At 59.9% G+C, this 20,468-nt stretch carries 25 protein-coding genes; 16 read left to right on the top strand and 9 right to left on the bottom strand.

The features are described 5' to 3' along the window. Positions 1-32 precede the first annotated feature (32 nt). Positions 33-227 carry a hypothetical protein gene (locus FFM53_RS02035; RefSeq protein WP_138329540.1) on the bottom strand — a complete coding sequence of 65 codons (195 nt, stop codon included), beginning with the start codon at positions 225-227 and terminating at the stop codon, positions 33-35. Between the two features lie 254 nt (positions 228-481). Here FFM53_RS02035 and FFM53_RS02030 point away from each other — a divergent pair, with 254 nt between their 5' ends. Beyond that, positions 482-685 carry a CsbD family protein gene (locus FFM53_RS02030; protein ID WP_012757373.1) on the top strand — a complete coding sequence of 68 codons (204 nt, stop codon included), beginning with the start codon at positions 482-484 and terminating at the stop codon, positions 683-685. A gap of 88 nt (positions 686-773) precedes the next feature. On the opposite strand, the gene FFM53_RS02025 is transcribed toward FFM53_RS02030, so the two are convergent. Further along, positions 774-1,001: a hypothetical protein gene (locus FFM53_RS02025; protein ID WP_138389244.1), complete on the bottom strand. Its 228-nt coding sequence runs from the start codon at positions 999-1,001 to the stop codon at positions 774-776. 146 nt (positions 1,002-1,147) lie between these two features. On the opposite strand from FFM53_RS02025, the gene FFM53_RS02020 reads away from it, so the two are divergent. Both FFM53_RS02020 and FFM53_RS02015 read left to right on the top strand, forming a co-directional pair. Further along, positions 1,148-1,318: a hypothetical protein gene (locus FFM53_RS02020; protein ID WP_012757375.1), complete on the top strand. Its 171-nt coding sequence runs from the start codon at positions 1,148-1,150 to the stop codon at positions 1,316-1,318. Positions 1,319-1,650: 332 nt separating this feature from the next. Beyond that, complete coding sequence (locus FFM53_RS02015; RefSeq protein WP_138389243.1) at positions 1,651-3,144, top strand: FAD-dependent monooxygenase; 1,494 nt, start codon at positions 1,651-1,653, stop codon at positions 3,142-3,144. 18 nt (positions 3,145-3,162) lie between these two features. On the opposite strand, the gene FFM53_RS02010 is transcribed toward FFM53_RS02015, so the two are convergent. After that, a complete protein-coding gene (locus FFM53_RS02010) occupies positions 3,163-3,900 on the bottom strand; it encodes a hypothetical protein (protein ID WP_138389302.1) in 738 nt (245 codons plus the stop codon). Positions 3,901-4,949: 1,049 nt separating this feature from the next. Here FFM53_RS02010 and FFM53_RS02005 point away from each other — a divergent pair. Further along, on the top strand, positions 4,950-5,240 hold the full coding sequence (locus FFM53_RS02005) for a DUF982 domain-containing protein (protein ID WP_012757379.1): 291 nt from the start codon (positions 4,950-4,952) through the stop codon (positions 5,238-5,240). A gap of 184 nt (positions 5,241-5,424) precedes the next feature. Here the strand turns inward: FFM53_RS02005 and FFM53_RS02000 are convergent, their stop codons facing one another. Further along, positions 5,425-6,252 (bottom strand): nickel-binding protein, encoded by an 828-nt coding sequence (locus FFM53_RS02000; protein WP_138329534.1) that lies wholly within the window; start codon positions 6,250-6,252, stop codon positions 5,425-5,427. Between the two features lie 548 nt (positions 6,253-6,800). Between FFM53_RS02000 and FFM53_RS01995 the strand changes: the two genes are divergently transcribed. The 3 genes from FFM53_RS01995 (at position 6,801) to FFM53_RS01985 (ending at position 7,602) form a co-directional block, all read left to right on the top strand. Then, the gene (locus FFM53_RS01995) at positions 6,801-7,058 is read left to right on the top strand and encodes a DUF982 domain-containing protein (RefSeq protein WP_011651896.1); all 258 of its coding nucleotides are present in this window, start codon (positions 6,801-6,803) and stop codon (positions 7,056-7,058) included. Between the two features lie 107 nt (positions 7,059-7,165). Then, the gene (locus FFM53_RS01990) at positions 7,166-7,336 is read left to right on the top strand and encodes a hypothetical protein (RefSeq protein ID WP_162039352.1); all 171 of its coding nucleotides are present in this window, start codon (positions 7,166-7,168) and stop codon (positions 7,334-7,336) included. Next, entirely contained in the window at positions 7,336-7,602 is a 267-nt protein-coding gene (locus tag FFM53_RS01985; protein WP_138389242.1) for a hypothetical protein, read from the top strand. Before FFM53_RS01990 ends, FFM53_RS01985 begins: the two co-directional genes overlap by 1 nt. A gap of 173 nt (positions 7,603-7,775) precedes the next feature. Here the strand turns inward: FFM53_RS01985 and FFM53_RS01980 are convergent, their stop codons facing one another. Then, entirely contained in the window at positions 7,776-9,272 is a 1,497-nt protein-coding gene (locus FFM53_RS01980; protein WP_138389241.1) for an FAD-dependent oxidoreductase, read from the bottom strand. A gap of 44 nt (positions 9,273-9,316) precedes the next feature. Here FFM53_RS01980 and FFM53_RS01975 point away from each other — a divergent pair, with 44 nt between their 5' ends. The 3 genes from FFM53_RS01975 to FFM53_RS01965 all read left to right on the top strand — a co-directional run bounded on the left by FFM53_RS01975 (position 9,317) and on the right by FFM53_RS01965 (position 10,608). Next, the gene (locus FFM53_RS01975) at positions 9,317-9,841 is read left to right on the top strand and encodes a MarR family winged helix-turn-helix transcriptional regulator (RefSeq protein ID WP_138389240.1); all 525 of its coding nucleotides are present in this window, start codon (positions 9,317-9,319) and stop codon (positions 9,839-9,841) included. 111 nt (positions 9,842-9,952) lie between these two features. Next, positions 9,953-10,429, top strand: coding sequence for a DUF2938 domain-containing protein (locus FFM53_RS01970; protein WP_138329529.1), 477 nt, complete (start codon positions 9,953-9,955; stop codon positions 10,427-10,429). 38 nt (positions 10,430-10,467) lie between these two features. After that, positions 10,468-10,608: a hypothetical protein gene (locus FFM53_RS01965; protein WP_173883527.1), complete on the top strand. Its 141-nt coding sequence runs from the start codon at positions 10,468-10,470 to the stop codon at positions 10,606-10,608. 222 nt (positions 10,609-10,830) lie between these two features. On the opposite strand, the gene FFM53_RS01960 is transcribed toward FFM53_RS01965, so the two are convergent. Genes FFM53_RS01960 through FFM53_RS01950 form a run of 3 tightly spaced genes read right to left on the bottom strand, consistent with a single transcriptional unit; the run spans position 10,831 to position 13,825 of the window. Beyond that, complete coding sequence (locus tag FFM53_RS01960; protein WP_003539493.1) at positions 10,831-11,472, bottom strand: ThuA domain-containing protein; 642 nt, start codon at positions 11,470-11,472, stop codon at positions 10,831-10,833. Positions 11,473-11,490: 18 nt separating this feature from the next. Further along, complete coding sequence (locus tag FFM53_RS01955) at positions 11,491-12,591, bottom strand: Gfo/Idh/MocA family protein (protein ID WP_138329527.1); 1,101 nt, start codon at positions 12,589-12,591, stop codon at positions 11,491-11,493. 34 nt (positions 12,592-12,625) lie between these two features. Next, a complete protein-coding gene (locus tag FFM53_RS01950; RefSeq protein ID WP_003539497.1) occupies positions 12,626-13,825 on the bottom strand; it encodes an ROK family transcriptional regulator in 1,200 nt (399 codons plus the stop codon). A gap of 203 nt (positions 13,826-14,028) precedes the next feature. Here FFM53_RS01950 and FFM53_RS01945 point away from each other — a divergent pair, with 203 nt between their 5' ends. The 6 genes from FFM53_RS01945 (at position 14,029) to FFM53_RS36800 (ending at position 19,659) form a co-directional block, all read left to right on the top strand. Then, positions 14,029-15,333: an ABC transporter substrate-binding protein gene (locus FFM53_RS01945; protein WP_138389238.1), complete on the top strand. Its 1,305-nt coding sequence runs from the start codon at positions 14,029-14,031 to the stop codon at positions 15,331-15,333. Positions 15,334-15,415: 82 nt separating this feature from the next. Further along, on the top strand, positions 15,416-16,354 hold the full coding sequence (locus FFM53_RS01940) for a carbohydrate ABC transporter permease (protein ID WP_003559249.1): 939 nt from the start codon (positions 15,416-15,418) through the stop codon (positions 16,352-16,354). After that, positions 16,347-17,195: a carbohydrate ABC transporter permease gene (locus FFM53_RS01935; RefSeq protein ID WP_003539503.1), complete on the top strand. Its 849-nt coding sequence runs from the start codon at positions 16,347-16,349 to the stop codon at positions 17,193-17,195. The genes FFM53_RS01940 and FFM53_RS01935 overlap by 8 nt, the downstream gene beginning before the upstream one ends. A 22-nt stretch (positions 17,196-17,217) precedes the next feature. Beyond that, on the top strand, positions 17,218-18,291 hold the full coding sequence (locus tag FFM53_RS01930; protein ID WP_138329525.1) for an ABC transporter ATP-binding protein: 1,074 nt from the start codon (positions 17,218-17,220) through the stop codon (positions 18,289-18,291). A 440-nt stretch (positions 18,292-18,731) separates the two neighbouring features. Further along, positions 18,732-19,112 carry a phosphotransferase family protein gene (locus FFM53_RS36805; protein WP_281385577.1) on the top strand — a complete coding sequence of 127 codons (381 nt, stop codon included), beginning with the start codon at positions 18,732-18,734 and terminating at the stop codon, positions 19,110-19,112. A gap of 91 nt (positions 19,113-19,203) precedes the next feature. After that, positions 19,204-19,659, top strand: a complete 456-nt coding sequence (locus FFM53_RS36800) for a phosphotransferase (RefSeq protein WP_281385575.1) — start codon at positions 19,204-19,206, stop codon at positions 19,657-19,659. Between the two features lie 432 nt (positions 19,660-20,091). Here FFM53_RS36800 and FFM53_RS01920 read toward each other — a convergent pair whose 3' ends face one another. Continuing rightward, positions 20,092-20,391 carry a putative quinol monooxygenase gene (locus tag FFM53_RS01920; RefSeq protein ID WP_138329523.1) on the bottom strand — a complete coding sequence of 100 codons (300 nt, stop codon included), beginning with the start codon at positions 20,389-20,391 and terminating at the stop codon, positions 20,092-20,094. Positions 20,392-20,468: the final 77 nt, after the last annotated feature.

Raw genomic sequence — 20,468 nt, 5'->3', positions numbered from 1 at the left:
TTTCGGGATAGGTCTTTGTCCCAATCTGACAACTAGTTCTCGTTCGGCCCGCTCCACACATAGGCAGACGCCGGCTTTCTCTGGGCATTCCAGATCACTTCGTACCCCATCTTCTCAAGCGACAGTAAAGCGCCAAGCCTGTCGTCATCTGACAGGCTTCGCAGAGAAACGTTAAGTGCGTCCAAGCCACCTAAATTGTAGAGGTTCACGAATACATCGAGTGCCATTGTTGTTCTCCCTGTGGAGCAGTATAACACAAGAGGAGAGGAATATTTTCTTTATGCATAGATAAATATTTCATAAATCTATTCGCTCTTCACGAATTATTTATGGTTTTCTTCATTAGGGTGTGGATGTTTGACATGGGCAGCGCCTTGCGTCTTTACCGCTGGAATTGAGCTTCGCGGAAATCCGCTGAGACTCAGGAACCAATTTCCACTGCGATCCGTTTTCTCCTCATCAACAACAGGAGAAATCCACCATGGATTGGAATCGTATCGAAGGAAACTGGAAGCAGGCGAAGGGCAAGGTCAAGGAGCAGTGGGGCAAACTCACCGACGATGATCTCGACCAGATCGCCGGCAAGCGCGACCAACTGGAAGGCAAGATCCAGGAGCGGTATGGCATCGAAAAGGACCGTATTAAACGTGACATCGATGACTGGTCTGGTCGCCAGACTTGGTAATGCCAGACTTGGTATGACTGAACAAAAACCCGGTGAAAGCCGGGTTTTTGCTGCCGAAGGAGTTAAGCCGGCTGATGACTGTCGGATGTCATGAATATCCGCCAAAAGCCAGGAGAAGGGCGCCGAGTGCGATAACGGCGAGCGCCGGCCAGTTTTGCGATATCCCAAGGAACCTGAGGCCTTGGCGCCGTGGTTCCAGCGTGGTGCCGCCTTGCGGCGTTTTATGCGGATCACTCGGTCTTCGACCAAGCACCGAGGTAAAGAGAAAAACAAGTCCGCCGATGATGAGAGCGGCTCCGGTGAGGATTGCCCACATGATGGCCTCCGCTAGCGATGACGATGCGGATTAAACAAAATCCGGACCTGATCGTTCCGTGAATGCTACTCACGTGAACAACCGCCGCGTCGGAACCAAAAGCGCTCGCATTGAATTTGACCGCTGAGCAATCCTGGAGATCCCTCATGGATAAGACACCGAAGACAGCCATCCGCGGAATGATGTTGTACGTGCTCGCTCTTCTCGTCCTGGGGGTGCTGGCAGGCGCCGCCTACACGATCTATGGCCATCCCGCCGATCCGTCCGAGCGACCGGCGGCCGAGACGATTCCGCAAAAAGCTCCGGCTCCGCAGTAAGATACCTCTTTCCGAGGATTGATTGATCCGCTTCGAGAGCAACGACCACGGACGGCGCCTGCCGCATCCAGCGCCCACCCGGTTAGGTCGTATTGAAACGCTTGGGCTCCTCAGCAAGAGACCCGCAAGTGGCAGCCAATAGGGCTTTGGAGAGCAAGCCCGACATCCTGTCGCAAGTCCTTCCAACCAGTATGGAACTCTTATTATAGGAGGAACAACCTGCGACAGAGAAAATCGGCATCTGCGCAGAAGCGATGACATTGGGGAGAAGCAGTGGGGGCCAGCTCTGTCTGGAATCCTGAAAGAGTGCGTCGGAACAGGGGAGTTTGCGGATGAGGGAACATGAAGTCGTGATATCAGGGGCAGGGCCGACAGGCCTGATGCTGGCAGGCGAGCTGGCCTTGGCGGGCGTCGACGTCGTCATTGTCGAGCGCCGCCCTGACCAGGGGCTTGCCGGTACGCGTGCCGGCGGTCTGAGTGCGCGCACGCTCGAGGTTCTCGATCAGCGCGGCATCGTCGACCGGTTCCTCGCGGAAGGGCAGGTAGCCCAGGTCACGGGGTTTGCGGTCACGCGTCTGGATATCAGCGATTTTCCGACCCGGCACAATTACGGGCTGGCGCTGCGGCAGAAGCATATCGAGCGCATTCTGGCCGGCTGGGTCAGCGAGCTGGCGGTGCCGATCTATCGCGGCCTCGAGGTAACGGGTTTCACGCAGGACGATACCGGCGTCACCATTGAACTCTCCGATGCCGCGTTGCTCAGGGCAGGCTATCTCGTCGGCTGCGATGGAGGCCGCAGTCTGGTTCGCAAGGCTGCCGGCATCGAGTTTGAAGGATGGGATCCGACGACCGGCAACATTCTGGCCGAAGTAGAGATGGAAGAGGAGCCGCCGTTGGGCATCCATCGCACCGCCCTTGGTATCTATGCCTTCGGCAGAGAGGAGTACGAAATCCAAGACGGCAAGATCGTCTTTGCCAAAGAAGGTCCGATCGGCCTGATGGTGCCCGAGAAGAATGCCGGCGCGACGAGCGAGCCGACGCTCGGAGATCTCAAGGAAGCGCTCATTGCCGCCTTCGGAACGGATTACGGACTCCATCGTGTCAACTGGATTTCCAGGTTCACCGACATGTCCAGGCAGGCGACGGCCTACCGCAAGGGCCGGGTACTCCTCGCCGGCGATGCCGCCCATGTGCATTCTCCGGTCGGCGGGCAAGGCCTGAATACCGGTGTGCAGGATGCCGTCAATGTCGGTTGGAAATTGGCCCAGGTGGTGAAAGGCACGTCGCCTGACGCCTTGCTCGACACCTATCATGCCGAGCGGCATCCGGTTGCTGCCCGCGTGTTGCGCATGACAATGGCGCAGGTGGCGTTGCAGCGGACCGACGATCGCACCGAAGCCTTGCGTGACGTGGTAACGGAGCTGCTTGGCATGGAGGAGCCGCGCAAACGGATCGCTGCCGAAATGTCCGGATTGGCGATCCATTACGAGTTCGGCGAGGGGCATCCGCTGCTCGGCCGCCGCATGCCTGACCTCGATCTCACCACGCCTGATGGTCCTCTGCCTCTCTTTACGCTGCTCCAGGATGCGCGGCCCGTGTTCTTGAACCTCGGCCCGCCCGGCAGCTTCGACATCGGGCCGTGGTCGGACCGCATCAAGTTGGTCGACGCCGGATATGACGGCGCCTGGGAACTGCCGGCGCTGGGCTTGGTCTCCGCGCCAACGGCAGTGTTGATCCGGCCCGACGGATATGTGGCCTGGGTGGGTGACAGGATGCAGGATGGTTTGCAAGAGGCGATGAATAGCTGGTTCGGTCCACTCGGCTAAACACCGAAAAAGCGCTGACTAAGCGGCGAGCGAGATCAGAGCGCAATCCGATATCGTCGCGGCATCCGGCATCGGTTTGCCGCGGCGTTCCCATGTCCGGCGGCTGATGCCGAAAGCCTCCCAGGGGCGCACTTGGCTGAAAGAATTGGCGAGATAATCGGCTCTGGAAAGCGCGCCGTCGGCACGGCGCTGCTCCTCTTTTCGGCTTCGGTCCCGCTGCCGCCGCTTTTCCTTTTGAAGTTTTGCTCTCTTCCGTTTCGGCACATCGAATGCACCGATTGTGCGGATATCGAGGGCGCTCCGTTCTGCGTAGCTTAAGTGCAGAGCATGGCCGAGGGCGTCGGCGGACAAGTCGGAAAAGCGCACCTTTGTCCGCTCGTAGATGACGTCCTCTATGTCGGCTTTCCCAGCCCAGGGAAGCCATCGCGCCGCCCAGCCGAGGACCACCTCAACAAACTCTTCCTTGAATTCGACAAGGGCGAGGCCGGCGATCACCTCGACGTAAATCAATGCGTCATCGGCCTCGGGCACGATGTCTCCATGGCGATGCCTGATCAATTTTTCGATCTCGCGCATCCGGCCGCGGAAATGGTTCCAACGGCTGGCCCGCATGCGGCGCTGGACGGCTTTGTAACCGAGCAGACAGTCGACGATCTTGATGGCTGTAACATCCCGCGCCAAGCCCTCCGGCCGATCGCCTTTTGCAGTCTGCTTTTCCGATTGAGCCGCTTCATCCGGACCCACAAGACCAGCCATCGATTGTCCTTTACCATCTGCCTTGAGAGGTCGAAACGGCTGACTGTAAAGGAAGACCGAGGGGGTGATCATCCACTTTTTGCGCTGATCACACGCCATTCTGCGGATAGTCGAAGAAGCGGCGGTAGTCTCGATTCGAGCCCGACGCTTTGAGTAATCTGGCGAAAGACATTGCGGCAGCACTCGGCAAAACGCCGCTCGACGTGCAAATGTCAGCCCAGCCCCGCCAAGTAGGACGAGCGCTCTCAATCCCTATGGATCCATCGGCGCAGAGGATTTCATCGTCCCTCTGATCGCCGGCAGGAGAAGGCGCGGTTGAGCCGCCGCACTTTACTTAAGCAACGTCTGTAATCAGCGGAAGCCGAAGAAACTCAAAATCGCGAGCACGATAACGACAGCGCCGACAAGCCAGATCAAATTGTTCATGGGAAACCGTTCTCCTGTTGAGTGTCGGGCCGTTGTGACCCGATCACTTAACGGTGAGGCAGGGCTTGGAGTTCCCAACCGGTCCAATTGCTGTAGCGTGCCGCCCAATTTCCGGCTCTATGCCTTTCAATAGCTGCACGAGCGAGCATTGCTGGGTCTGAACCCATCCGCACATGCCGGGTTTACCGATGTATTCCGCTGATATTGAAAGTCCTGGTGATCCTGCCTTGCAGGCGACGTGCAGGAAGACGTGAACGCGGACACACCGATCAGCACTCCCGCTACCAATGGAAAAAATCGGTTCATCTGAACGTCTCCTCATAAGCTTGTCATGGTCGCAATCTACCATGCCAACGCGAGCCTATACGAAAACTTCTGGCCCGCTAGATCACGCTCACCTGAGCCGAAACATTCGCACGATTGATCAATCAATCTATAATCGTGATGCGTCGCGCCTCAGTCGATGATTAAAGTCACGTAAGTCTAGCCTGGTCGGGCTATTCTGTCGTTATGGAAGTAGTTTCACGACGTTAATAGTCAAGCGGACGCGATTTCGACTTGAATAGATTGTGGTTTTTGAGTAAAATTACACCATAAAAAAGTAATATAAATGGGAGGATACTATGTCGTCAACTCGGTTCGATCCGATTCTGCTTCATCGTCAACATATCATCGATGAGGTCACGTGCCTCGATGAAATCTTCGATGTTCTGGACGGGTGGCCGGAGGACAAACGGGGTTTGGCATATGACACGCTGTTGAAGGCGTGCAGAGATGCGGCCAACGGGCGTTTCCCGCTGAGCGCTGCGCGCGAGAATTTCCGGCGGTTCCTGAACATGGCTGGCGTCCTTGCGAAGGTCGAGGGTGGCCCCAAATTCGACGGACCGATGAACCATCAAATTGGTAATGCTTAGTCAGATATAGGCCTGTTGGGGGCTGTCTGCATGGCAGGGAGGGCGCGCCGTCACATCAGTTGCGGCGCGTTCTGGTTTCCATATCAACAGATCGTATGATCGCCTATTTCTTGGCCACAAAGCGCCGCGGCAAGCCCTGCCAGGAGGCAGCCGGCAGTTTGGTGGGTGTCGGATCCAACAGATCCTAGTTTACGCCGGCATTGGCCCAGTCGCATCGGAAGACCAGCATGGGCTTCGAGAACCCCTTGAACCGTCGGCGCGTTGCGTGAGCGAAGAGATCGGCGGCGCCGTACTCCCGAAAAATATTCTCCGAGACGAGGATCTGGTCGCTGGAGGCTGCCGAGCATAGTCGCGCGGCAAGTTGCACGGTCGAGCCGAAGAGGTCGTTGCTGTCCTCGACCGGCTCGCCGCAGTCCAGTCCGATGCGGATATGGATAGGCTCGGTGTTTCCGCCGTTGTAACGCTCGAATTCCCGCTGGATCGCCATGGCGCATTCGACGGCTGCCGTTGTCGCGGCGAAGGCGGCCATGATGCCGTCGCCGGTGTGTTTCACCTCCCGACCTGAATTCTGGCTGAGGCATCGGCGCACGATAGAGTCATGGGCTCGGACCATTTCGGTCGCAATCCGGTCGCCGAGGCGCGATGTCATCGCTGTCGATCCGACGATATCGGTAAAGAGGATTGCCCGGTGGCCGGGATCCACCTGAGCGGAGGATTGGCCGGGCGCCGGCTCAGGGTCATGGATTCGGCCAAGAAAAGCCTCGACCGCTGACAAGGCGACCTCGACGATCTCGCCGGCGACGAAGCCGTGCGCCTCGCGATGCACACATTGCGCAGTTTCGGCATCCGGCGCATCCACGAGGCAAAAGGCGGTCCCGCGCCGCTGATCGAACCAGTAGGTCAGGAACTTGACGCCGTACTTGTCCTGGATATCGAGATCCATGCGATGTGCCTGAGCAACGTCAGCCGCTGACGTTCCTTCAAGAAAGTGTCGATCCATGAAAATAGGCATCGCGCGCTCCTCCCAGATCCGGCGCGTGCAGGATAAATCGCATTGTACGACCCGGATGAAACTCCGTCCACCTCTGGCACAATCCATGAGTGATTAGAGAGGTTCTTGCTTCCAGCAATGCATATGAGTTGCTGTAATCATTATAGAGTATAAAAGGAAAGACTGAGTTTTAATCAGCGGACGTGGGATGTAAGCCCGATATTTACCATAATCAGTCGCTTAATGACTGGTCGGGGGAGCTGTCGGGGTCTTCAGGCGTTCCATGTTCTCAAGCGCGGCTGTTGCCGGATCCGGGAGGGATGGAGAAACACGTCTGTGACGGCCATGATTGACGAGAGCATGATGCCGAAAGTGTGAGCGGTTTTCGGGCGACGTCATGCTCTAACTATATAATGTAGAACAGGATTCAGATTTTAGGCCGACCTAGTCTAAAATCATCCTGTTCTATGATCAAAAGCCACGCTTCGGCCGGTAGGCGGCTTGCCAACGGCACGCAAATTGCATCGTATTCCATGAGCTCCACCGAAATTGGGAAAAGCTGTAGCAAAGTGAGACAGACGGCACATTTTCGACCGGTTGGCTTGGCCTCAATGGGGCTCGGCCATTATGCCGTTATTAACTCTGTGTGGGACGCCGCGCGCACGCTCCTGCGCGACTGGCCGGTAGACGACGGCGAAGAGTATTTCGAGGCCGTCAAGTCGTGCCTGGATGCGATTATCGGCGATCTCCCACCGGAACACGTGCGGGCCGCCTTCATCAGGGCGGCACAGGAGGCCGGCATTGCCGTCATAGAAGCGGCGGACTGAATACGCTCCGCGCTTCCCCACCTATCCTCAAAGCCAGATCGTCCCGACGCTTGACTTTTCCTGCCGAAGTTCTAACTTAGAACAAAACAGGAACATTGGAGATGATCATGACGCATACGGAACAGGTGATCGCCAACGCCCTCGCGCTTGTCGAAGCGTCCCGCGCAGCCCGCGAGCGAGATCAACAGCGACGTGCCGCCTGGCAGAGAAAGGTCGAACTCAGCCGGCCGCTGCCGCCCTTGCCGCGGCCGGTTCAATTGCCATTGGCGCTGAACTGATGCAGCCGGCAAAAACCTTGGAACCCCATCGGGCACGCCCCGAACAAACTGGACCTGGTCAAGCCTGGCCGGACCAAACCTGGCCCGATCAAGCCTGGGAAGTCGAAGCCGTGCTTGCCTGGCATGACGACAATGCCAAGGCGGCGATACGCTCGCTGCTCGATGACTGCAAACATCTCCGCCAGCAATTGGCGCTGGCGGAAAGCGTGATGAGCCGCGGGATGGCCCGCGGATGGGCGCCGCGATACGAGCGGGATGCTCTCTGAAAGATTCGATGCCGCTTGGTCTATGGTGCGGCATCCTCCAACGCTCCTCAGGATGAGGCTCTCTTGGGCCTTGTGCGGCGGCTAGCAAACGAAAGCGCGCTACTCGGCGTGGCGATTGGCTACGGCACACCTGTTTTCAGACGCGCCGAGACCGTGGCGCTTTGAGTTGCCGCTTACGCAGCAAGGCCGACATTTGCGAGATAGGCTTCCAGAGCCCAGGCGTGAGCAGACGCAATGATAGCGCCCACGTAACCGTCCGGACGCACGAGCACCCAGTCGCCCGATTCCAGACCGTAGGCATCATGGAAATGCCGGCCTTCGTCGATGACATCTCCGCGCTCGCCGATCCTGTGGATATGCAGGCCCGGGCGCGGCGGCACGGCGGCTTGCTCGGCCTCGTAGCCCAGCAGCGTCCAGTGCGGCCCCCTGAACAGTTCGAACAGACGCGTCGGCTGGCCGGTGACACCTTTGAGCGGCGCATCGGGCGCACGGTCGCCCGCAAGCAGGCCGGCGTTCCGCTCCGGCTTTTCCAGCGCGAAGGAGGAGGAGGGATAGCCGATATCGAGTTGATGCACATCGCGGCCGCGCCGCATATCGCCTCGCTTCATGGCGTCGAGAAGATTGGTCGCCAGACCGAGCACGGCGGCGGCGACCGGGCGGCGCTCTTCCTCATAGCTGTTGAGCAGTGCGTCAGGAGCACCGGCAGTTGCCGCAGCCAGTTTCCATCCGAGATTATAGGCGTCCTGAACGCTGGTATTCAGACCCTGTCCGCCGGTCGGCGGATGCGTATGGGCGGCATCGCCGACCAGGAACACGCGGCCGAGCCGGTAGCGATCGGCAAGCCGGGCGTTCATATGGAAGGCTGACGCCCAGGAGACTGATTGGACCTCGATGTCGTCGCGGCCGGTGCGTTCCTTCACCAGGACAGTCAAGCCTGCCGCGGAGAGGTCGACCTCGCCTTCGAGCGGGATGGGTGCCTGGATCTGGAATAGATCCGTCCCCGCGAGTGGGCAAATGGCGATCTGCTGCTGCATGTCGCCATCGCCGAAGCGATGCCATACCTCTCGGTCCAACCCTATCAGAATGACATCGGCGACCATGGCGCGCACGCCGAGCGTCTTGCCGGGAAAGCCGATATCCAGCGCATGGCGCACGAAGCTGCGGCCGCCATCGGCGCCGACGAGCCAGCGCACGCGGATGGCCTCTTCACCGGATGTGCCCTTAAGCCGAGCAGTCACGCCCGCCTCATCCTGTTCGAAGCCGATCAGTTCGCATCCAAATTCGGGGCGATGCCCAAGTTCGAGCAGGCGCTCGCGCATCACGCCTTCGGTCAGGAACTGCGGCACCATCAGCGGAAGATGATAGGGCTCTGCCGGTGTCGGCTCCCCACCCACCACGGCGTCAGATTCGCTGACGCTGCCGTCGTCACGATATTCCCGCTGCCGGGGATAGGTGCCGCCTTGGGCGACGATCCGGTCGAGAATGCCGAGATCCTCAAACACTTCCTGGCTCCGCGGCTGAATGCCCTTGCCGCGGGAACCGCGGAACGGGTCGTTCAATTTTTCGATCAGGCGGAAGGATACGCCCCGCCGCGCCAGCTCGATTGCCAGCGTCAGGCCGGCAGCCCCGCCGCCCGATATCAGCACGTCGACTGTGGAATTCTCTGTCATTGATCTCTCCATGTGTGTATTATGCACACAATAGGAGAAGCAGCATGACGTCAACAAAGAATGTGCAAAATACACATATAAGCGGAAAACTGCGCGAACTGCATGGGGCTTTGATCGAGATCGTCAGCGTCATGAACCGCCCGCAGCGCGACGAGCAGATGGTCCGCGAGGCGGGGATTTCGCTCGATCGCGCGCTGTTTCCGCTGCTGGTCACGATCGAACGGCTCGGTCCCATCGGCGTGGTCGAACTCGCCGACCGCGCCGGGCGCGACTACACCACCGTCAGCCGCCAGGTCGCCAAGCTCGAAAGTCTCGATCTGGTGGAGCGCCGCGGCAATGCCGCCGACCGCCGCGTGCGCGAGGCGGTCATCAGCCCGAAGGGCAAGGCAATGACCGATCGCATCGACGTCGCCCGCGAGCGGATGGGCCGGGCCATTTTCGAGAGCTGGGACGAACACGATTTCAATGAACTCGTGCGCCTCATGCGGAAGTTTGCGGAGGATATCAGCGGCGATATCGGCAATGGCGCGGGTAAGACGCAGGGCGAGGACGGACCGCAGGCAGATTAGGCTCTGAATCACTCCGGAATGTGCCTTTTGAATTCACCGGAGCCATTGCGCCGGCGTCTCTGCAATGATCTTGTAGCGTCCTGCAATCGCAACGTTTTCCGGTGATTCCCAATGTTCGATATTCTGTGGCGCGGCCTGGTGATCGGCGCCGGCGCAACCATCCTCATGGACCTCTGGGCGATCCTGCTCACCCAGTTCGGCCAGTCGGCGCCCAACTGGGCACCTGTGGGACGCTGGTTCTGGCACCTTCGCCGCGGCAAGGTCTTTCACGACAGCATTGCCGACGCCGAGCCCTATGCCCATGAACTGGCGCTCGGCTGGATCAGCCATTACGCCGTCGGTATCCTCTATGGGCTGATCTTCGCCATCATCATGGGCTCGGCCTGGCTGGCGGCCCCGACATTTTTTCCCGCCTGGATCTTCGGCATCGTCACCGTCGGGGCAGGGTGGTTCCTGCTGCAGCCCGGCCTCGGCATCGGCTGGGCCGCCTCCAAACATCCGACCCCGAACAAGGTCCGCTGCTTCAATCTGCTGGCTCATACGGTTTTTGCGCTGGGGCTCTACGGGACGGCATTGATCATCCGCTGAGCCCGGGGTCGGTTTCGTCCGCCCCAGGGCGAAGGGACATGCCGCAACGTCTCGATTCCCTCTTCTCCCCAGCGGGGAGAGCCCGTAGGGCGGATGAGGGGGCCGGCGAAGCCGGTCGTGTCGTCTCGACCGAGGTCAGGGCGCTGGATCTTGGCGTTGCCGTCGGTGTGGCGGGATAGGTGGATTATGTGCGAGGTGTTCCGTGTGGCCCCCCTCATCCGCCTGCCGGCACCTTCTCCCCGAGGGGAGAAGAGATTATGCCGCGACCTCTCCGTCCCTCGCCACATCTCGCAAGGCACGTCCTTCGCCGCGTTTACAGGGTCTGGAGGGTCGAGACGAGTGGCTCGACCCCGATAAGGTTAGATGAGAGGCAGCCATCCGCACGAACCGGACGGCCTAGCCTACCGCGCAGCCCAGTTGGCGCCGCGGCGGAAGATGGTTTTCATCTGGGGAACGTCGAATTCCTTGGCTTGGTGGCCGAGCGAGGAATAGAAGACGCGGCCCTTGCCGTATTTCCGCTTCCAGACGACGGGCATGACGACGCCGTCGATCCAGTAGGCGTGTTCGCCGGTGAACTTGGTCGTCGCCAGAACCTCGTTCGACGGGTCGACATGCATGTAATATTGCTCTGACGTATAGGGGAAATCGGCAATACCCTCCATGAGCGGATCGTCAGGGCGGGTGATGTTGACGGTATAGTCGATGATGTTGCCGGGGTGAGCCACCCACTGGCCGCCGATGATGAACTGGTAATCGACGGAGTCGCGGAAGGCATCGCCCGCGCCGCCATGATAGCCGGCGATACCGACGCCGCTTTCGATCGCGGTCGCGAGGTTCTTGACCTCTTCCTTCTCGATCTTCGACATCGTCATGATCGGCACGACGAGGCTGAGATCATGGACGGAAGGGTCGGCAAGCGCCTCGGTGCCGTGTTCGAGGTAGACCTTGAAGCCGTCCTCCTCGAGCATGGTCTTGATGATTTCGGCGCACTCCTGCGGCTCATGCCCGCTCCAGCCGCCCCAAACGATCAGTGCTTCACGCATAGTCTTTCCTCCTGAAACTTATTTCGCCAGCCGTCCGTCGACGATGGAATCGGACAAGGGGGCAGGGCGCTCCGTTGCCGTGGTGATCGTGACCGTCCGGCCGGTTGCGGCAGCGGTGTGGAACGCTTCCATAACTTCGAGCACATGCAGCGCCAGATCGCCATTGGCGCGATGCGGCCGGTTGGAGCGGATCGCATGCGCCATGTCGGCGACGCCGAGCGAGCGGTAGTTGCCGTCGGCATAGGGTGATGTGACCGGCTGGTCCTCGAACGCACCGCCCTTCTTCAGATATTCCACCGGGCCGGCGAACTTGTTCGGATCGGGAACGATCAGCGTGCCCTCGGTTCCGTAGACTTCCAGCGGCACATGCTTGTGGCCGGCGACATCGAAGCTCATGGCGATCTGGACGACGGCGCCATTGGCAAAGGCCATCATGCCGGTGACATGGGTCGGCACATGCACGGGAATGCGCTCGCCGTTGCGCGGCTCGCTTGATATCAGCCGTTCCGATCGCGGCGTCGTCGCAAAACCCGCAACTTGAGAAACCGGCCCGAGAAGATTGACGAGATCGGTGATGTAGTAAGGACCCATATCGAGCATCGGCCCGCCGCCAACCTCGTAATAGAAGGCCGGGTTCGGATGCCAGCGCTCATGGCCCGGGCACATGAAGGTTGCCGAGCCGCCGACCGGCTGGCCGATGACGCCTTGGTCGATCAACGCACGGGCCGTCTGGTGGCCGCCGCCGAGGAAGGTGTCGGGGGCAGCGCCGATGCGGAGATTCCTCGCCTTTGCGGCTTCCGCCAATTTTTTCCCTTCCGCGAAATTAATCCCGAGCGGCTTTTCCGAATAGGTATGTTTGCCGGCCTCAAGCGCCTGCAATGCCACGGCAACATGGGCCTTCGGGATCGTCAGATTGACGATGATCTCGACCTTGGGATCGGCGAAAAGCTCCTCGACGGTCTTGACGGGAACATTGAATTCCGCAGCCTTTGCTTCTGCCAACTCCCGGTTGAGATCGGCGACGCCGCGGATCTCGAGAATGGGAAAGGATGCCATCGCCGTGAGATAGGCGCCCGAAATATTGCCGCATCCGATGATGCCGATACCGACCTTGTCCATGAATTCCTCCATTGAGTCTTGATTGTGACGCCCGTCAGAGCGCCGGCCCTGTCGTGCTCCAGGGCGATTCGTAGAGTTCGTAGAGCGCCACCGCCGCCGCACCTTGCGCCCAGAAATCGTCGGTCGAATCGTCGAAGACGAGTTCGCTCACCCCGCGCAGCGATGGCGGAATGGCGAGCGCATAGGCATCGCGCAGGCTATTGAGAAAGGGTTCGCCGAGCGCTAGGCTCGATCCGACCAGGATGACCCGCGGCGGCGCAAACAGCGTGACGATGTTGGCAATGGTCAAACCTACCGCTTCGCCGGCGCGGATCGCGGCACTGATCAGCCGGTCGTCATCGGCCTTGATCAGCGCCTGGGCATGGTTCATGCCGCGGCCGAGACGGATCGCTTCGGCAAAACGCCCGTCGGCCTGCTGTTCGCCGAGGATCGCGCTTTCGCCGGCCTGGCTGAAAAGCCGGACGACGCCGTTCGGTCCCATGCCGAGCACGAGGTCGCCGAGATTGTGGCTGAGTCCGCCGGCGCCGCGAAACAGGCTGTTGCCGTGCAGGACCCCGAGCCCCAGCGTCTGTTCCAGCGAAATCAGCACCATATCCTCGAGATCGCGGGCCTTTCCGAACCAGTGATGGCCAAGCGTGATGGCGTGGGCGTCGCTTTCGACAATGGTCGGCGTTGCCAGCCGCGTCGACATTTCGGCGGCGAAATCGACATTGGTGTCGCGAAAGATCGGGCTGCTGCGGATATATCCGGTGCGGTGCTCGATGACGCCGGGAAAGCCGAGGCAGACGCTGTCGACATCCTCCAGCGAAAGCCCGGCATCGACGACGCAGCGCCTGACGCCATCCTCGACCAGATCGGCGATGACGCCGATCGGCTGCCGGTCGATGCGGATCGGCAAGGCGAGCTTCGACAGCACATCGCCGCGGAAATTGGTGACGACGAAGACCATCCTGTTGGCGGCGATCTTGGCGCCGACCACGCGGGCGGCATCGGGATTGAGCTCCAGCATCACCCGCGGCCGACCGCGCACCGCCTCATTGCGGATATCGCCTTCGTGACGCGGCAGGATCAGCCCGTCGTCGAGCAATGAGGCGGTGATGGCCGAAACGGTGGTAGTGGAGAGTTCGGTACGCTCGCTGATCTCTATCCGCGAGATCGGACCATGGCGCCTGATGGTATCGAGCACGTTCAAGCGATTGATCGCGCGCATTAATTCGGGATCTGCGGTCTTCATTGGAACTAGCCAGGCGAGCGTTTCGTTGGGGCGGAACCCAAATATTTTTAACGGGTTACGAAATAAATAGCAGGGAATTCAGCGGTCCTGTCAAGCGCATTTGATAAAAATAGAGGCATTGGGTTGACAATATGCGAAAGCTCCGTTGAATTAATCCGCATAGGGGAAAAATTGTGAGGACAGGACCCCTGGGAGGAAAAATCATGACTTTTAGGTTCAAGAGCGCCGCTTTTGGCGGCAGGCGTATCGCATCCATGGCCGCGGCTGCCGGCATGTTGCTGGCCGGAGCAGGTGCTGCCTCGGCGGCGACAGTCGTCAAGTGGCTGCATCTCGAGCTCGACCCGAAATATGTCGCGGCCTGGGAAGACATCGTCAAGAAATACGAAGCCCAGCATCCCGACGTCGATATCCAGATGCAGTTTCTCGAAAACGAGGCCTTCAAGGCCAAGCTTCCGACATTGCTGCAATCCGACGACGTGCCGGATTTCTTTTTCAGCTGGGGCGGCGGCGTCTTGAAGCAGCAATCCGAGACCGGCGCCCTCCAGGATGTGACGCCGGCGCTGGATGCCGATGGCGGCAAACTGCGCGGCGCCTATAGCCCGGCTTCGGTCAGCGGCCTGACATTCGAGGGCAAGACCTGGGCTGTTCCCTATAAGGTCGGTCTGGTCAGCTTTTTCTACAACAAGGAACTCTTTGCCAAGGCCGGCGTGAAGGCCGAGGACATCAAGAACTGGGCTGATTTTCTCGGCACGGTGAAGAAGATCAAGGCCGCCGGCATCGTGCCGATCGCCGGCGGCGGCGGTGAAAAATGGCCGATCCACTTCTACTGGAGCTATCTCGTTATGCGCGAAGGCGGCCAGAAAGTCTTCGAAGCGGCAAAGACCGGCCAGGGCGAAGGTTTCCTTGATCCTGCGATCATCAAGGCCGGCGACGATCTCGCCGAACTCGGAAAGCTCGAACCGTTCCAGCCCGGCTATCTCGGCTCGACCTGGCCGCAGGCGCTCGGCGTTTTCGGTGACGGTAAGGCTGCGATCATCCTCGGCTTTGAAAATACCGAGGCCAACCAGCGCAAGAATGCCGGTGACGGCAAGGGCCTTGCTCCAGACAATATCGGCCGTTTCGCCTTCCCGGCGGTCGATGGCGGCGCCGGCAAGCCGACGGATACGCTTGGCGGTCTGAACGGCTGGGCCGTCACCAAGAAGGCCTCCAAGGAAGCGCTCGACTTCCTCGCCTTCCTGACGAATGCGGACAATGAGCGGGCGATGGCCAAGGCCGGCATGCTTCTGCCCGTTGCCGTCGGCGCCGGCGACGGCGTCACCAACCCGCTGCTTGCCGAATCGGCCAAACAGCTGGCCGGCTCGACGTGGCATCAGAATTATTTCGACCAGGATCTCGGTGCGGCGGTCGGCCGTGTCGTCAACGACGTGTCGGTGGAAATCGTCTCCGGTCAGATGAATTCCAAGGACGGCGCCCAGATGATCCAGGACGCTTTCGAACTGGAACAATAACCAGCGCCTGCAGACCCTTCCTGGCGCTCCAGTGAAGAGCTGGAGCGCCAGCATTGCTGCCGACATGCCGAAAGCAGGAACAATGGCCAATATTTCAGTCCCATCGATAACCACGGCCGCAAGGCCGGCAAAAAGAGCTGCAAACAGCAAGAGCTCGGTCGCCCATGACCGGCTGGCGGTGCTGTTGATCTTCCTGCCGCCGGCGCTGCTGCTTTTCACGCTCTTCGTCATCATGCCGATGGGCGAGGCGGCCTGGTACAGCCTCTATAAGTGGAACGGCTACGGCACGCCGACCGAGTTCATCGCGCTCCGCAATTTCCAGGTATTGTTTCGAAATGCGGCCTTCACGCAGGCGCTGGTCAATAACGGCCTGATCATCGTGATCTCGATCTGCATCCAGGTGCCGCTGGCCATCTGGCTGGCGACCATGCTGGCGCACCGCATTCCGGGTGTCGTCGGCTACCGCCTGATCTTCTTCCTGCCCTATGTGCTGGCGGACGTTGCCGCGGGCCTTATCTGGCGCTTCGTCTATGATGGCGACTATGGCCTGTTTGCCGCCGTTTCCAACTTCTTCGGCTTTGCCAACCCTTATGTGCTCGCCGACAAGGACGTGGCGATCTATGCCGTGCTTGGGGTGATCGTCTGGAAATATTTCGGCTTCCACATGATGCTGTTCATCGCCGGCCTGCAATCCGTCGACAAGAGCGTGCTGGAGGCCGCCGAAATCGACGGAGCCACCGGCTGGCAGAAGTTCCGTTACGTCACGCTGCCGCTGCTCGGCTCGACCTTGCGTCTTTCCATCTTCTTTGCCGTCGTCGGCTCGCTGCAGCTCTTCGACATGATCATGCCGCTGACCGGCGGCGGGCCATCCAACTCCACCCAGACGATGGTCACCTTCCTCTACACCTATGGCGTCATGCGCATGCAGGTCGGCCTCGGCAGCGCCGTCGGCGTCGTGCTCTTCATCATCTGCGTGACGCTCGCCTTCGGTTACAAAAGGATATTCATGCGCCATGACTGATATGAGCTCTTCCATCCGCATGAGCACATCAACACGCGTCTATCTCTACGTGTCGCTGAGCCTGATTGCCGCAATCGTGCTCGTGCCGCTGCTGACGACGGCGCTCGGCGGCTTCAAGACGCTGGGCGACCTGCGCACCAATCCCTTCGGCCTGCCGACTGAGTGGCAATGGGCGAACTATACCGACATTCTTTTCGGTGAACGCTACTGGCTGCAGATCGGCAATTCGCTTGTGATCGCGTCGCTCACCGTCCTCCTGACGCTGATCGTCTCGTCCATGGCGGCTTTCGCCTTTGCCCATGTCCGCTTTTTCGGATCGTCGTTCCTGCTCAATTATTTCCTACTCGGCCTGATGTTTCCGGCGGCGACCGCGATCCTGCCGCTCTTCATCCGCATCCGCGATCTCGGCCTGCTCGATACCTATTGGGGCGTGGTGCTGCCGCAGGTGGCTTTCGGCCTTGGCATGAGCATCCTGCTGTTTCGAAACTATTTCCGCAATCTTCCGGAAGAATTGTTTCAGGCGGCCTTCGTCGACGGCTGCGGTTATCTCCGCTTCTTCTGGCACATCTCGCTGCCGCTTTCGCGGCCGATCGTCGCCACCGTCAGCATCATTTCCTTCGTCGGCAGCTGGAACAGCTACATCCTGCCGCTGATCATGCTGAACTCGGAATCCAAATATCCCTGGCCGCTCGGCATCATGGTTTATCGCGGCGAGTACGGCACGGAATGGCAGCTGGTGCTGGCCTTCATCACGCTGACCATCCTTCCCACCATCATCGTCTTTTTCGTTGCGCAGAGACACATCATCGCCGGTCTGACCGCCGGCGCCGTGAAGTCCTGAGCCGAACCGTTGGAGTGCAATCATGGCATCCGTTGAACTCACCGATATCAGCAAGACCTACGGCGCCGTCGACGTCATCCACGGCATCTCACTTCATATTGAGGATGGCGAATTCGTCGCGCTCGTCGGCCCGTCCGGTTGCGGAAAATCGACGCTGCTCAGAATGATCGCCGGCCTCGAGGAGATCACCGATGGCGAGATCGCCATCGGCGGCAAGGTCGTCAACAGCATGACGCCGCGCGAACGCAACATCGCCATGGTCTTCCAATCCTATGCGCTTTATCCGCACATGACGGTTGCCGAAAACATGGGCTTCAATCTGAAGCTCGCCGGCATTGCCAAACCGCAGATCGAGGCCCGGGTGGCCGAGGCCGCCCGCATGCTGGATCTCGCCGAGCTCCTCGACCGCAAGCCGGCCCAGCTTTCCGGTGGCCAGCGTCAGCGTGTCGCCATGGGTCGCGCCGTGGTGCGCAATCCCGCCGTCTTCCTGTTCGACGAGCCGCTGTCCAACCTCGATGCCAAGCTGCGCGTGCAGATGCGCTCGGAAATCAAGACGCTTCACCAGAAGGTCAGGACGACCTCGATCTATGTCACTCATGACCAGATCGAAGCGATGACGCTGGCCGATCGTATCGTCGTGCTCAATCAGGGCAGGGTGGAACAGCAGGGAACACCGCTCGAGCTCTACAGGAAGCCCGCCAATCTCTTCGTCGCCGCCTTCATCGGATCGCCGGCGATGAACATGCTCGAAGGCACGGTCGACGGCGAAAATGGTGGGCCTGCTGCTCGTCTCAGCGACGGAACGGCAATCCGCATTGCGCCCGACCGAAAGGTCAAGGCCGGCCAGGCCGTCACCATCGGCCTGCGCCCTGAACATCTCATTCCCGGTGTTGCCGCCGGCACGCCGCTCGCCGGCCGGACGATGCTGGTGGAACCGACAGGCGCCCAGACCCATGTCGTCTTCGATCTTGCCGGCCAGCAGGTGACCGCCATCGTCGACGGCGAATATCCCGCCCGCTACGGCGCCGTCTTCGAGGCAAGCATCACCAGCGATCAGGTGCATGTGTTTGACCGAGGCACCGGCGTGGCGCTCTAGGCGCAAGAACCGGTGGGGCATACGAATCCTCGGCCCCGGAGATCGCCGAAGCCCGCTCCTCATCCGGTTGCCGCCACCTTTGCCGAGGGTCGAGCCACTGGTCTCGACCCGGTCCTTCGGGCCTCCGCCTGCGGGGAGAAGGGAAATGCCGCGACCACTCCGTTCCTCGCCGAAGACCCGTCACTGGGTCGGTTCGGGCATACAGCTGATGTCGATATGGCCGCCTGGGCGGAATCAGCCGCAATGTGGACCGTCCTAACGTGCCGAACGATTGGCACCCACCGGCTACGGACTGACGCCGCGGGTCCAGCCAGTTTCCGGCACCGTGGAGTTCCTCGTCAGCGTTGCGCAATTGCCTTGATTATAGTGAGATGCACAGAGCTTATCTCGTTACGTGAAGGCGCGACAAGAGGTCGCATGCAATGGCACCGAGACGAAGGATGACTTTCGAACTGACCGCTGAAGTTGTCTTGCAGGTCATCCAGCAGCATGAGCCTGGGCTCGCCATCAGCGGCTTCTCTCGACTGGAGGGCGGCAGCACCGAGGTCTACAAGATCGATCTCGCGGGTTCCGATTACGGGTCGCTGGTTCTCAAGATTTATCCGCACGAGCCCGAGTGGGGACCCTCCAAGGAGGCGCTCGTAGCGGGCTGGCTCAAGGATTTGACGCTGCCGGTTCCTACCTGGCTGCGCGTCGATGAATCACGGTCCGTTCTCCCATTACGCTATTCCTTGTTGACTCATCTGCCCGGCCGCTCGCTTCGTCACTGGATGGCCGAGCCTGATATCAAAAGGGTCTATCGCCAGATGGGGAGCTTCTGAGACGCATTCATGCGGTGCCGATGCCTGCTTATGGCTACGTGCATGGCCAGGGCATCGACAAACCGACACCCACGAACCGGCGTTTGACGACGTGTTTCGGCGGTTTCGCAACCTTGGCGGCGACCCCGAGCTGGCACGTCCTCTGCAACGATTTGCCCAAGGCAGCTTCGATCTTTTTGACGCAAGCGACGGTGCAGTCCTCGCCCACGACGATCTTCATCAGGGCAATGTGTTAGCGTTGCGTGGCAAGGCTGGCGGACTTGAGTTGAGTGGGCTTGTCGATTTCGGAAACGCACGCGCTGCGGACAAGCTCTTCGACTTGGCCAAGGCGCTTTTCTGCTCTGCACATGAAGACCCGCGCAGCTACCAGCCAATTTTGGAAGGTTACGGCTCGATCGATCACCCGGACACCGAAAGGGCGCTTCGGCTCTACACTCTTTTCCACCGGGTCAGCATGTGGTGCTGGCTAACGAAGATTGGCGTAGACGCTGCAGCCGAGGACGGCCCCGGCGGAATTATCCGCGATTTGCGCGAAATGGTGATCTAGCAAGGCAAGTCCGAAGGAGGCCGCCGATGTCGAAAGTATTCGGGGTTTAAAACGGCTCGATGATGCGAAAGTCCACTATTTCATCGGATATCGTCCTGACACGATAGACATGACGGCCACAGTGGTTGGAGAGCGTGTCGAGATTTCTGTTTTCGACGATGATCATGTTGAGATATCGCGTTTTTGGCAACGAAGACGTCTCTGATGAAGATACTTTGGACGAAATCCTAAATGGGGACGAATGACGGCCGTGGTCCGACAGTAGCCATGGGCTGCGGCTGCTTTGCGCCCTCATATCGGTCGTCTACGGCGCGTTGGGCCCACCCTACAAGCGGACATCGTTGGGGTTCGTTTGACCGCCAAATGACAGCTTAAATGTAGGCGTTCGAATCGCACCGATAGGCCGCGGCGGTGCTGTCGTGTTGCTGAGAACTATTTGACCTCTACCGCCTCCAGCACCCAGACCGTTCTCTCTGCCATTTTGGGAATCTCGGCCAGATAGGCTTGATAATGAGGTGTCATGCGATGCACCTCGACGGCGGCGGCGTCCAGATAGAGTTCGTCGAGCACGTATCGCTCGCCATGCGCCCGGTCGCACCAGACATCCCAGCGCAGATTGCCGGGTTCGGCGCGGCAAAGCGGTGCCATGCCAACAAGCAATGCTCGTAACTCGACGGCCTTGCCGAGATGAGCTGTCAGGATGGCTGTGATCTTGGTCGGCGACTGTGTCATACAGAAGGTTCCTGATGGAATGCATTAGGTAACTCGCTTGGGCGGACGAGACGTTGCGGGTCGGGACAACGGCATAG

It is taken from the genome of Rhizobium indicum (assembly GCF_005862305.2).
GTDB classification, from domain to species: domain Bacteria; phylum Pseudomonadota; class Alphaproteobacteria; order Rhizobiales; family Rhizobiaceae; genus Rhizobium; species Rhizobium indicum.
Note: the sequence above shows the minus strand (reverse complement) of the source record. Positions and strands in the feature narration are given on the sequence as shown.